Here is an 11,915-nt window from a genome sequence, read left to right as displayed (position 1 = left end):
TAACCTCTTGCCTAACTCTACCTAACTGGGACCGACTGTATGCAATTGCAAGCGAAAAACATTCTCTTCCTATCTTTAGGCATGGCGCCGGCTCTGGCTTTGGCGCAGGCATCCGAGCTGGAACTGCGGCTGGAGCGCTGTGCCGTGCTCGGAGACGCCAGCGCCCGCCTGGCCTGCTACGATGGCCTGGCCAAGACCACGCCGGCGGTGCAGGCGGCCGGCGACAACGCCATCGCCGCGCCGGCCGCCGGCAGCGAACCGGCGCGCACCCAGCCGAGCGCGCCGCCGCCGGAGCCGAACGTGCCGGCCAAGGTCGCCGCGCTGACCACCATCCCGCCCGAGGGCACCGTCTCGCGCATGGTGCAGGAATGGGAACTGGACCGCTCGGCCAAGCGTGGCGTGTTCAACTTCCGGCCACACCGGGACACCTATCTTTTGCTGGCCAATTACAGTACCAGCTCCAATGATGCGCCTTTTCAGGACTTTACGCCTGCCGGCATCAAATCCAAGCACGTGGAATTGACTTACCAGATCAGTTTCAAGATGAAGCTGATTGAACAGTTGATGAGCACGCCGGTGGACCTGTGGTTCGGCTACACCCAGAACAGCTTCTGGCAAGCCTACAACCGCGCCGCCTCCAGCCCGTTCCGCGAAACCAATTACCAGCCGGAGCTGATGCTGACCACGCCACTGAGCCTGGACCTCGGCGTACTCGACGTGCGCTACCTGACCCTGGGCCTGAATCACCAGTCCAACGGCCAGACTTCCACGCTGTCTCGCAGCTGGAACCGGATTTACGCGGAGGTGGGTGCGGAGAAAGGCAAGTTCGGCGTCTCGTTCCGCCTGTGGAAGCGGCTCGATAACGCCCGCTCGGACAACGACAACATCGACATCACCGACTTCCTCGGCCATGGCGACCTGACCGCGACCTACCGCTTTGACGGCCACGAACTGTCGGTCATGGGCCGGCGCAACTTCAGCACCCGCCACGGCGCGCTGCGCGTCGGCTGGGCTTTCCCGGTGGCGGCCAATCTGAAGGGGTATGTGCAAGGCTTCAGCGGCTACGGCCAAAGCCTGATCGACTACAACTACGCGCAGAAATCCATCGGCGCCGGCTTCCTGGTCGATTTTTAACGGGGATTGCCGCCCAAAATGCGCGCCGGCAGCATGACGATGGCGCGCAGCAGCTCAAACACGCCCTCCACGCCGATGCCAATCAAGCGGAACGGCAAGGTAATCAGCCATAACAGCGGATACAGCACCAGCGCCAGCAAGGCCAGCGGCCAACAAAGGAACAACAAGCCTAGCCACAAAATGAAACTCAGCATGAGACGCTCCCGATACGGTTGAATTATTGTCTATAATGTCACTTTAAAAGACTGGCGGCCCGGCTGCAATTGCCGTGCGACCAGCTGCAGATAACGGCGATCAAGCGCCGGTTTTCGGGGACGAACGGAAAAGACCATGCTCCAACCTTGGTACCTGGCAGTGCTGCTCGGCAGCGCCAGCCTGATGAATGCCCACGCGCAGCAGCAGGCGCCCAGCGTGGTGGTGGCCGGCCAGCGCAACGCTTCGGAATGGTTCCGGGTGGAGAGCCAGCACTTCGTGGTGTATTCCAACACCAGCAACGACGAGGTGGCGGTCTTGCTCAACCAGCTGGAGCGGCTGGACTTCATGCTGCGGATTTACACCCAGCCCTTCCTGAAGGCCACCGGCGCCGAACCCAAGCTGACGTTCTATTATCATGACCGCGCGGTGGCGTTGAATGCGCTGGCGCTCGATCAGCCGGCCAATGCCATCGGCCTGTACAACAGCTGCAGCGCCGGCGTCCAGGGTTTTGGCGTGCGGCTCGATCCCGGCGAGGAAGGTTTGTCTTATCTGTACGAGGGCTACACCCGCCACTTCCTGTACCGCTATACCGACATCCGCGCGCCGATCTCGTTTATCGATGGCCTGGCCCACTATTTCGCCAGCGTGCGCTTCACCGATACCCAGATGTCGGTCGGCAAAACCCCGCTCAACGTCGGCAGTTATTGGCGCTTCCTCGATCAGGGCCGGCGCTACAGCCTTGACTACACGGACGTGCTGGAGCAGAACGACTCGCGCGGTGTGAACTACGGCTCCACGGCCGGCATCAAGCTGGAGTTCGCGGCACGTTCATGGCTGCTCACGCACTACATGCTGTCCACGGAAGACACGCGCAAACGCATGGTCAATTACCTGAGCGCAGTCTACCGCGACGTGCCGATCACGCAGGCGTTCGAGCAAGCGTACGGCATCAAGGTCAGCGACCTCGGCACCACCTTGTGGCGCTACCGCCTGCAGGCGCTGAAGGTCTTGCTGGTGGATGTGCCGGAACTGCCGCTGGCAAAAATGGAATTCACCAGCCTGCCGCAATCATCGGGCGAATTCGTGCTGGCGGAAGCCGCGCTCAAGTCCTGCCCCGGCCGCAAGGAAGGTGAGGCGCTGCTGCGCCGCGTGGCCGGCGCGGCAGCGCAGTATCCGTCCAATGACTATGCCCAGCGCGTGCTGAGCCGGGCGCAGGTGGACTGGGGCAATCCGCAAGATGCGCTTCCCTACCTGAGCGCGGCGGCGAAGAAACCGGATGCCGAGGCCTTCTACCTGCTTGGCCAGGCGCATCTGCGGCTGGTGCAACTGGACGAGGCGCGCCCCCACCTGCAGCGCGCGCTGGAACTCGATCCCAAGTCGGCCGAAGCCGCCTACGCGCTGCATCAGACCGGCCTGCAATCCGGCGCCGCACCGGACGACGCCACGCTGCAGGCGGCCGTCAGCGCCTTCCGCAGCGCGCATGAAGTCAATACGCTGGCACGCTCGGCCGCGCTGGCCTACGCCTATGCCGGCGATACCGCGCGCGCCCGCAACGCCCTCAAGCTGATGGCGCACAACATCCGCGCGCCGGAGCTGGCCGCGTGGGCAAAAGTCTGGCTGGATAAAGTGGCGGCCGGGGTGAGCCAGCCCGAATTGCTGGCCGAGATGCGCGTGCAGCCAGCGGCCGGCACGGCATTCAGGGAGTGGACGATCGCCAACGCCATCGTCATGCAGGATGTGGAGCGCGCCGCCGGTTTGCAGGATGCGCGCGCCCACCTCGATCAGCAACGCCTGAACCAGTCTGTGCAGGACCAGACGTCGCAGCCGTCGCCTTACACGCGCTGATCAGGCGTAGGCTGGCACGCGGGCCGGCTGCAAGGTCGCTTCGTACAGGATCTCGGCCTTCAGCGAGGCCTGCAGCGAAGGGATCGAACCGCCCGCGCGGTACTGGAAGCTGACCTGCAGCACGTCGCCCTCGCGCGCCTTGACCGGGGTGGCCAGCGGCAGCGTCATGTAGTGGTTCAGCCAGTCGATGGTGGTGGAGCGCTCCTGCACCACCGCCAGGATATTCTTGGTGACAAAGCGCATGGCATTGATTTCGCCATTCTTCTCCACCACGAACTTGCCCTGCCAGGTGTAAATCAACTCGTTCGGCTGGTTGAAATCGATGATGCTGTACACGGCTGGCGGCGCCATCTCCACGGTGCCGGGATAAATCACCGTGGTTTCCTGGAACTGCACGATCGGCGCATAGAAACCTTCGAAATCGTATTCCTGCTGCAGCGGCTGCACCGCCATGATCACCGCCTCCGGCAGGAACACCGGCAGCGGGCCGCCAAAGCGCTCGATGTAGCGGCGCTTGAACGATTCAATCACCTCGACCTGCTTCTCGCGCAGCATGCCGACGTGGATCATTTCGCAGATCACCACATCCACCGGCTCCGGCGGCAGGTATTCAAAAGCGTCGGCGTGCACCACTTCCACCTTGTCGCCGTTCGGATTCCTGGCCAGGAACTTGCGGGCCTCCTTCACCATGTCCGGATTGAATTCGACGCAATACACCTTGGCCGCCTTGGCCGCCGCGAACCACGACAGCACGCCGGTGCCGCCGCCCAGCTCCAGCACCCTGGCGCCCGGCTTGACGGCATAGTCGATGGCCGACTTGAATCCGTGCATGCGGTTCTGATCCATCAGCATATTGTGATGGTAGTGGACTGGAATAAACTGCCCCAGATAGCAGCTTTCAATTTCGCGTTCGTTCAGCATGGTGATCCTCAGTGAGTGCTCTGGGACCATTATCATCAAGATTGCCTTACGACCATGCACCGAACTGGACAATAAAAACCCGCCAATTCACGGATCAATATTAGCGGAATGCGGAAACGGGAACATTGAAACGCTGGGAAAGCGCGAAGACTTGCTCATCAGTCAATTGACTTGAACCATTTAGAATCGAAGCAACGGTCTCACAGGAAACTAGATCACGAAAAGCTTCCGGACCTAGCGCATGTTGCTCCATCAAAAAGCGCAGCATCGCCCCCGCCGATACGTTCTTGGATGGATAATGCCTCGCTTCGTATACCTCCAACGCGTCGCTGAGCACATTGAGTTGGGCGGCTAATGGATGACCTTCCACCGCGGCTCCGGCGTCCAGCAAATACTCCAGCACGATCACCGCTTGATCGTACTCCTCCTCATTCTCGATTCCATCTAGTCGCACTAAGGCTTCCATAAGCTGTACTCCTTATGAGTCAAGACTTCGCGAACAAAAACCTTATTTCGCTCAAACTGGACGATGGCAACCAAACGATACTTATTGCCGCCAATATTGAAGACAAAGAAATTGCCTACTTTATCTGCAGAGCGAAAAACCGACTTCAAATCGGCAAAGCCAGCGAAGTCACGGGACTCAATACTTTTCCGCCAAGTCTGCAGAGGTCCGTCCGCATCTGGATGCAGGGTCCCGAACTCGACAAGCTTCTTGTTGGAGATTACGCGCATAACGCAGTATCTCCATGCCAGTATAACGAGGCACGGAGCTACGTCAAACTGGCGTTGAACTGACTGATGTTAAAGAGACCTTATCTTAGCGCGGCGTTTTACTCGCGAGGAAGGTGTTGATGGTTTTGGCGATCCAGGGCTTGTCGGCTTTGAGGGCGAATTCGGCGGCGGTGAGGTGGAAGCCGCCGTCTTTCAGGGTGGCGTCGGCGCCTTCTTTCAGCAACAGTTCGACGACTTCTTCCTGGCCTTCGCGCGCGGCGATCATCAGCGGCGTCATGCCGGATGGCGATTCGGCATCGATATAGGCATGCTGGTCCAGCAGGATGGTGGTGATGTCCACACTGCCCGCCGCAGCGGCGTAATGTAATGCGGTCCAGCCTTTCTGATTCACCTGGGCGCCGCGCTTGAGCATGTCCAACACGGCCACTTTATTCTTGCGGAACGCCGCCATCATCAACGCGGTATTGCCGTTCGGCGCCTTGGCTTCCAGATCGATTCCGGGCTGGGCCATCAGCAGGCGCGCGACGTTGAGCGACTCGTAGCGCATCGCCACGATCAGGCCGGTTTCGCCGTTGGGATCGCGCACGTTCGGATTGACGCCGCGCAGCAGCGCCGCCGCCACGCGGCTGGTGGCGTCCAGTTGGGCGGCGCGGAAGAAGTCGACCTCGTCATCGGTCTGTGCGCGCGGCTCGGCAGCCAGGGCCCAGGCCGGCGCCGCCACACCAGCAGCCAGAAGCTGCAAGACAAACCGGCGCGACGTCATGCCGGCACGCCGAACAGCTTACGGAAGTTGGCGGTGGTTTGCGCCGCCACCTGCTCCACCGGCACGCCCTTCAATCTGGCGATGTACTCGCCCACATGCGCCACAAAGCCCGGCTCATTCATCTTGCCGCGATACGGCACCGGCGCCAGATACGGCGAATCGGTCTCGATCAGGATGCGCTCCAGCGGCAGCTCCAGCGCCACCGCCTGCAATTCCCTGGCGCTCTTGAACGTCACAATGCCGGAGAAAGAAATGTAAAAACCCATCTCGATCGCCGCCCTGGCCACTTCCAGCGATTCGGTAAAGCAGTGCATCACGCCGGCCACGCCGCCGGCCTCCGTGCCGGCGCCCTCTTCGCGCATGATACGGATCGTGTCCGCGCTGGCATTGCGGGTATGAATAATCAGGGGCTTGCGGGTAATGCGCGAGGCCTTGATGTGGGTGCGGAAGCGCTCGCGCTGCCACTCCAGATCGCCCTGCAGGCGGAAGTAATCCAGCCCGGTCTCGCCAATGGCAATGATCTTCGGGTCATCCGCCAGCTCGACCAGCTGCTCAACCGAGGGTTCAGGCGTGTCTTCATAGTCCGGATGCACGCCGACCGAGGCATAGATATGCGGGTACTGGTGCGCCAGCGCCAGCACCTGCGGGAAATCCGGCAAGTCGACCGACACGCATAGCGCGTGGGTCACCTTGTTGTGTTCCATCTGGGCCAGGATATCCGGCATGCGCGCCGCCAGCTCAGGGAAATTAATGTGGCAATGAGAGTCGATATACATGGCACGATTGTACCCGATACCACACTTCCCGATAAATCGCTTTGCTATTTGCCAATTGTTGGCTACCATTCAACCACGTTATGTAATTACGTTACACAATCAAAACAAAGGGGACCTATGAGTACTACCGAAATTTTCCTGTTGGCAATGCTGCTAATCTTCACCGCGCCGTATCTGGTCTGGCGCCTGGGTAAAACCGAGTATTTCGCACCGCTGGTGGTAGTACAGATCATCATGGGCATCGTCCTGGGGCCGGGCGTGATGGGCGCCGCCTTCCCCGAGTACCATAAATTCGTCTTCAACCCCGACGTCACCAAGACGCTGAACGGCATCGCCCAGTGGGGTGTAATGTTATTCGTAATGCTGGCCGGGGTTGAACTGGACCTGAAAAAAGTCTGGCAATACCGCCGCGAGAGCGGCGCCACCGCCGGTCTGTCGCTGGGCGTGCCGCTCGTGTTTGGCTGCGCCGCCGCCCTGCTGCTGATGAATTACCAGGGCTGGATGGGCGCCAAGGCCGCCGGCTGGCAGTTCATGCTGGGCACCGGCATGGCTTGCGCCGTTACTGCGCTGCCGGTGCTGGTCCTGCTGATGGAGAAACTGGACATCCTGCGCCAGCCGATGGGCCAGCGCATCATGCGCTACGCCAGCCTGGACGACGTCGCCATCTGGGGCGTGCTGGCGCTGATCATGCTGGACTGGGAACGCGTCGGCCGTCAGGCCGGCTTCCTGGTCGCCTTCACCCTGCTGACCTTCGCCTTCCGCAAGCTGATGGCGCGTCTGAAAGCCGAAGACCGCTGGTACGTCGCCCTGATCTGGCTGATCGCCTGCGCCTTCGGTGCGGACTGGGCCGGCCTGCACTTCATGGTCGGCGCCTTCCTGGCCGGCGTGGTGATGGATGCGGAATGGTTCGGTATTGAAAATCTGGACCGCCTGTTCAACAGCGTGCTGCTGGTGCTGATGCCGGTCTTCTTCCTGAGCACCGGTCTGCGCACCAAGTGGGACCTGGGCGGCTACTCGGTATTCTTTGTGGCGGGCCTGTTGCTGCTGGCCTCGGTCGGCGGCAAGCTGGCCGGCGCCCACATCGCCGGCAAAATGCTGAAATGGAAGAGCGGCGAAGCCTCCATCATTGGCTGGCTGCTGCAAACCAAGGGCCTGATCGAAATCGTGTTTGCCAACATCCTGCTGGACAAGCAAATCATCACCAACGAGACCTTTACCGCCCTGCTGCTGATGGCCGCCGGCAGCACCATGTTGACGATTCCTATCGTGCACCCTAAACTGAACCGTGCACAGAATCGCGGACTGGTGGGTCAAGCCAGCTCCTGAGTTTAAAGGATAGAAAACATGGCGCGCACCGGATTAACCAAGTCACAAGTCAGAACCACGCGGGATCAGTTGCTGGCCGAGGGACGCTACCCCTCCGTTGACGCGGTGCGCCATGCCCTCGGCGACACCGGCTCCAAATCGACCATCCACAAGTATCTGAAGGAACTTGCGGAAGAAGATCACGGCGCCGGCGTCAAACGGGAAGACACGGCGCGCAGCCTGCAAACGCTGGTGGAACAGCTGGCCGACAAGCTGCATGACGATGCCGAGCAGCGCTTCAACGCCATGCTGGAAGAAAAGGAACAGCAACTGGCGGAACTGCGCCGCCAGGTCGCCAGACTGAGTGCGCGCATTGAAGAACTGGAAATCGACGCTTACGCCAACCTGCCGCACGACAACGGCTTCGGCAATTTCAGCGACCTGTTTGCCAGCTCACGCAGCGGCCAGCGCGACGATACCGCCTTCAATGTGATTCTGGCGGGCGGCCGCACCATGACGGTCGATTTCGACAGCCCGCAAATCCAGCTTACGCCACGCGTTTTCCAAGGATAATCAGGTCGCGCTCGACGCCGTCCAGATTTGCCACCCTGGGCAGATGGGCCCAGGTCTCAAAGCCGAACTTGCCGAACAGGCCAAGGCTCGGCTTGTTGTGGCCAAAGATGAATCCCAGCAAAGTGTGCACCTTGATCTGCGGCGCGTAAGCGATCGCCTGCTCGATGCAGTAGCGACCCACGCCCTTGCCGCGCCACGCCTCGGCAATGTAGATCGAAATTTCCGAGGTGCCCGAATACGCCGGACGGCCGTAGAAATTCGAATACGACATCCAGCCCAGCACCTCATTGCCGGTGTCGTCCGACTCGATGATCCACAGTGGCCGCTTGTCTGGCGTGTGATCGTGATACCACTGCAGGCGCGACTCGACCGACACCGGCTCGGTATCGGCAGTCACCTCGCGCGAGGCAATGGTGGTGTTGTAGATGGCAACGATGGTTGGCAGGTCTTCAAGCGTGGCAAGGCGATGGCGGAAAGTCATGTGGGAGCAAACAGGGTTACAGGGTGTGGGTGGCGCGCGAAGAGCGCAACGCGGCGCCGAGGATTTCTTCAATGCGCAGGCGGGCGCGCTGGCCGCTCTCATCGTCCGGGAAATGCACGCCGATGCCCTGCGCCTTGTTGTTGTGGGCGCCGGGCGGCGTAATCCAGGCGACCTTGCCTGCGATAGGGTATTTGTTGGGATCGTCCATCAGGGCCAGGATGAGGTAGATTTCATCGCCCAGCTTGTACGGCTTCTGGGTCGGCACGAACATGCCGCCGTTTTTCAGGAACGGCATGTAGGCGGCATACAACGCCGCCTTTTCCTTGATCGCCAGCGACAGCACCGTCGGCCGTGGCGTCATCGGCACGGTGTTCGGATCGAGTGGGCTGGCAGCGGACATTCCTTACCTTTCGCAGCAGTTGGCGTACTCCAGCAGCATATCCTCCAGGAACAGCTTGGGCGAGAGCGGATGGTCCGCCGTCGCCCGCCGTTCGTTGGCGCCCTTGATCGCGGCCATCAGGCGGCTGACGTGGATCTTGTCCGCCAGCCCGGCCAGCTCTTTCTGGTAGCGGGGATAATAACGGATGTTACCTGCCAGTTTGTAGGAAAACACGTCATAAAGCCAGCGCTGCAGCCATGAAACCGGGCCGGCCAGCGGGACTTTTTGCAACTTGTCGGCCACTTTCAACGCGCCTTCAATGCTGGGATGGGCCAGCAGTTGCAGCAGCGTCTCCAGATCCTCGCGGCTGCCGGCCTCGGCCTGCGCCATCGCGGCCAGCGGCGCCCCGCCCTGCTCGCGCAGCCAGCTGTCGGCGTCCGGCACGCCTTGCTCCTTGAGCCAGGCCAGCGCTTCGGCGTGGGTCGGCATCGGCATGGCGAATTTGCGGCAGCGCGACAAGATGGTCGGCAGCACGCGGTCCAGGCCATTGGAGGCGACCAGGAACACCGTGCCCGGCGGCGGTTCTTCCAGCGTCTTCAGCAGCGCGTTCGAGGCCGGCATATTCAGCGCCTCGGCCGGATACAGCACCACCACGCGCAAACCCTGGCGATGGGTGGAAATGTTCATGAAATCGGCCAGCGAGCGGATCTGCTCGATCTTGATTTCCTTGGACGGCGTTTTCGACTTGGCGGCCTTCTTCGCTTCGCCATCGCCCTCTTCACCGTCGGCGGCCGGCTCGTCTTCCATGGACTCCGGCCGCACGCGGCGGTAGTCGGGGTGGTTTTGCTGCGAGAACCAGCCGCAGGAGGCGCACTCGCCGCAGGCGTGGCCATCCGGCAGCACCGCCTCGCACAGCAGGCCCTGCGCAAAGCGCTCGATGAAGTCCGCCTTGCCGATCCCGGCAGCGCCATGGAACAGAATGGCGTGCGGCATGCGCTGGCGCAGCGCTTGCAGCTGCTGCCACGACGATTCTTGCCACGGGTAGATGGAATTGCTCATTACTCGTTATTGTATTTCAAAAGAAGGCGTCGAGGATGGCGGCGATTTGCAACTGGATCGCGGCGATGCTCTGGGTGGAGTCGATCACGCGGAAGCGCTGCGGGAACTGGGCCGCGCGGCGCAGGTACTCGCTGCGGGTGGCGGCGAAGAAGTCGGCCTGTTCCTGCTCAAACTTGTCCAGATCGCGGGTGGCATCCAGGCGCGCGCGCGCCACTTCCAGCGGCACATCGAACAGCAGGGTCAGGTCCGGCTGCAGGTCCGGGTGCACCCACTGCTCCAGTGCCTCCAGCTTGGCCAGACTGGTGCCGCGGCCGCCGCCCTGGTAGGCAAACGTGGAGTCGGTGAAACGGTCGGAGATGACCCAGGCGCCGCGCTCCAGCGCCGGCTTGATCACTTGCGCGATGTGCTCGCGGCGGCTGGCGAACACCAGCAGTGCCTCGGTTTCAAGGTGCATTTTTTCATGCAGTACGATCTCGCGCAGTTTTTCGCCCAGCGGCGTGCCGCCCGGCTCGCGCGAACTGACCAGTTCGAAGCCGCGCTGCTTGATGTAATCGGAAACAAAGGCAATGTGCGTGGACTTGCCCGCACCGTCGATGCCCTCAAAGGTGATGAATTTACCCATGTTTTTATTATCGTTGATACTGATTGACTGCACGATTGTGATCGTTCAGATTGTCCGAAAACTGGCTGGTGCCATTGCCCCGGGAGACGAAGTACAGCGCGGCCGTCTTGGCCGGCGCCAGCGCCGCCGTCAGCGACTGCACGCCCGGCAAGGCGATCGGCGTCGGCGGCAGGCCGGCGCGCGTGTAGGTGTTATATGGCGTGTCGGTTTCCAGATCCTTCTTGCGGATCTTGCCGTCGTACTTGAGGCCCATGCCATAAATCACAGTCGGATCGGTTTGCAGCAGCATGCCGATCTTCAGGCGGTTGACGAACACGCCGGCGATCATGGCGCGCTCGGATTTCTGGCCGGTTTCCTTTTCCACGATGGAGGCCATGGTCAGCGCCTCGTATGGCGTCTTGTACGGCAGCGCCGGATCACGCTTGTCCCAGGCTTCGGCCAGGCGGGTCAGCATCATGGCATGCGCCTGCTTGTAGATTTGCAGGTCGCTGGCGCCCTTGGCGAACAGATAGGTATCCGGGAAGAACAGACCTTCCGGCTGTTTGTACTCGGACGAGATGGCGCTCATCACCTCGGCATCGGACAAGGCAATGGTGTCGTGCTTTAACCCCTTGTGCGCGGCAATTGCAGCCCGCATCTGGCGGAAGCTCCAGCCTTCGATGATGGTCAGCTGTTCCTGCGCGAACTCGCCGCGCGCCAGCTGGTCGATCAGGCGCAGCGGCGTCGAACCCGGCTTCAGTTCGTAGGAGCCGGCTTTCAGCCGGGCGCTCTTGTTGGTCACGCGCGCCAGCAGGTTGAACAGCAGCGGCTGGATCGGCACGCCGGCTTCGGCAATCTGCTGGCCGGCGGCATGGGCACCGCTGCCGGGCGTGATGGTGAATTCAATCGCTTCCGCCTCCTCGGGAATAATCGGCTTTTGCGACCAGTACATAAAATACGCGCCGCCGAGCATGGCGAACAAAACACACAGACCAATTATTTTTTTGATAAAAGCCATTATTAAGCCGGATGGGTGGATCGAGTGGATCTGACGCGATTTTCGCGACATCACTATAATAAGCCCGTAATGATAATGCCTTCCCAGTCAAAATATTGAAAATTATGTCTGCCTTGAACACCACCCACCT

The 11,915-nt window shown here is 61.1% G+C and carries 16 protein-coding genes; 4 read left to right on the top strand and 12 right to left on the bottom strand.

The window, feature by feature from the left end; genetic code table 11:
• The first annotated feature begins 81 nt into the window (after positions 1 to 81).
• The gene (locus ABDW57_RS25005) at positions 82 to 1,134 is read left to right on the top strand and encodes a phospholipase A (RefSeq protein ID WP_343732850.1); all 1,053 of its coding nucleotides are present in this window, start codon (positions 82 to 84) and stop codon (positions 1,132 to 1,134) included.
• Here ABDW57_RS25005 and ABDW57_RS25000 read toward each other — a convergent pair.
• Complete coding sequence (locus ABDW57_RS25000; protein ID WP_343732849.1) at positions 1,131 to 1,328, bottom strand: hypothetical protein; 198 nt, start codon at positions 1,326 to 1,328, stop codon at positions 1,131 to 1,133. The genes ABDW57_RS25005 and ABDW57_RS25000 overlap by 4 nt on opposite strands.
• A gap of 136 nt (positions 1,329 to 1,464) precedes the next feature.
• Here ABDW57_RS25000 and ABDW57_RS24995 point away from each other — a divergent pair, with 136 nt between their 5' ends.
• Positions 1,465 to 3,174: a tetratricopeptide repeat protein gene (locus ABDW57_RS24995; RefSeq protein WP_343732848.1), complete on the top strand. Its 1,710-nt coding sequence runs from the start codon at positions 1,465 to 1,467 to the stop codon at positions 3,172 to 3,174.
• On the opposite strand, the gene ABDW57_RS24990 is transcribed toward ABDW57_RS24995, so the two are convergent.
• The 5 genes from ABDW57_RS24990 to ABDW57_RS24970 all read right to left on the bottom strand — a co-directional run bounded on the left by ABDW57_RS24990 (position 3,175) and on the right by ABDW57_RS24970 (position 6,369).
• On the bottom strand, positions 3,175 to 4,095 hold the full coding sequence (locus ABDW57_RS24990; RefSeq protein ID WP_343732847.1) for a methyltransferase domain-containing protein: 921 nt from the start codon (positions 4,093 to 4,095) through the stop codon (positions 3,175 to 3,177).
• 100 nt (positions 4,096 to 4,195) lie between these two features.
• Positions 4,196 to 4,561: a hypothetical protein gene (locus tag ABDW57_RS24985; protein ID WP_343732846.1), complete on the bottom strand. Its 366-nt coding sequence runs from the start codon at positions 4,559 to 4,561 to the stop codon at positions 4,196 to 4,198.
• Positions 4,549 to 4,830 (bottom strand): type II toxin-antitoxin system HigB family toxin, encoded by a 282-nt coding sequence (locus ABDW57_RS24980; RefSeq protein WP_343732845.1) that lies wholly within the window; start codon positions 4,828 to 4,830, stop codon positions 4,549 to 4,551. The genes ABDW57_RS24985 and ABDW57_RS24980 overlap by 13 nt, the downstream gene beginning before the upstream one ends.
• A gap of 85 nt (positions 4,831 to 4,915) precedes the next feature.
• Positions 4,916 to 5,593 (bottom strand): ankyrin repeat domain-containing protein, encoded by a 678-nt coding sequence (locus tag ABDW57_RS24975; RefSeq protein WP_343732844.1) that lies wholly within the window; start codon positions 5,591 to 5,593, stop codon positions 4,916 to 4,918.
• Positions 5,590 to 6,369, bottom strand: a complete 780-nt coding sequence (locus ABDW57_RS24970) for a TatD family hydrolase (protein WP_343732843.1) — start codon at positions 6,367 to 6,369, stop codon at positions 5,590 to 5,592. Before ABDW57_RS24970 ends, ABDW57_RS24975 begins: the two co-directional genes overlap by 4 nt.
• A 117-nt stretch (positions 6,370 to 6,486) precedes the next feature.
• On the opposite strand from ABDW57_RS24970, the gene ABDW57_RS24965 reads away from it, so the two are divergent.
• Together ABDW57_RS24965 and ABDW57_RS24960 are read left to right on the top strand one after the other, a co-directional pair.
• On the top strand, positions 6,487 to 7,695 hold the full coding sequence (locus tag ABDW57_RS24965; protein WP_343732842.1) for a cation:proton antiporter: 1,209 nt from the start codon (positions 6,487 to 6,489) through the stop codon (positions 7,693 to 7,695).
• 18 nt (positions 7,696 to 7,713) lie between these two features.
• Positions 7,714 to 8,247, top strand: coding sequence for a DNA-binding protein (locus ABDW57_RS24960; protein ID WP_343732841.1), 534 nt, complete (start codon positions 7,714 to 7,716; stop codon positions 8,245 to 8,247).
• Here ABDW57_RS24960 and ABDW57_RS24955 read toward each other — a convergent pair.
• From ABDW57_RS24955 to ABDW57_RS24930, 6 genes are all read right to left on the bottom strand, one after another.
• Positions 8,222 to 8,728 carry an N-acetyltransferase family protein gene (locus ABDW57_RS24955; RefSeq protein ID WP_343732840.1) on the bottom strand — a complete coding sequence of 169 codons (507 nt, stop codon included), beginning with the start codon at positions 8,726 to 8,728 and terminating at the stop codon, positions 8,222 to 8,224. The genes ABDW57_RS24960 and ABDW57_RS24955 overlap by 26 nt on opposite strands.
• Positions 8,729 to 8,744: 16 nt before the next feature.
• Complete coding sequence (locus ABDW57_RS24950; protein ID WP_174821652.1) at positions 8,745 to 9,128, bottom strand: PilZ domain-containing protein; 384 nt, start codon at positions 9,126 to 9,128, stop codon at positions 8,745 to 8,747.
• A gap of 3 nt (positions 9,129 to 9,131) precedes the next feature.
• Positions 9,132 to 10,166: a DNA polymerase III subunit delta' gene (locus tag ABDW57_RS24945; protein ID WP_343732839.1), complete on the bottom strand. Its 1,035-nt coding sequence runs from the start codon at positions 10,164 to 10,166 to the stop codon at positions 9,132 to 9,134.
• A 16-nt stretch (positions 10,167 to 10,182) separates the two neighbouring features.
• Positions 10,183 to 10,788 carry a dTMP kinase gene (gene tmk, locus ABDW57_RS24940; RefSeq protein ID WP_343732838.1) on the bottom strand — a complete coding sequence of 202 codons (606 nt, stop codon included), beginning with the start codon at positions 10,786 to 10,788 and terminating at the stop codon, positions 10,183 to 10,185.
• A 7-nt stretch (positions 10,789 to 10,795) separates the two neighbouring features.
• Entirely contained in the window at positions 10,796 to 11,785 is a 990-nt protein-coding gene (mltG, locus tag ABDW57_RS24935; protein ID WP_343732837.1) for an endolytic transglycosylase MltG, read from the bottom strand.
• Positions 11,670 to 11,915 (bottom strand): hypothetical protein (locus ABDW57_RS24930; protein WP_343732919.1); only part of this gene is annotated, 246 nt, incomplete at its 5' end. The genes ABDW57_RS24930 and mltG, both read right to left, overlap by 116 nt.

The organism is Duganella sp., assembly GCF_039595735.1.
Taxonomy (GTDB): domain Bacteria; phylum Pseudomonadota; class Gammaproteobacteria; order Burkholderiales; family Burkholderiaceae_D; genus Rugamonas.
This window is presented reverse-complemented; position numbering and strand designations above follow the sequence as displayed.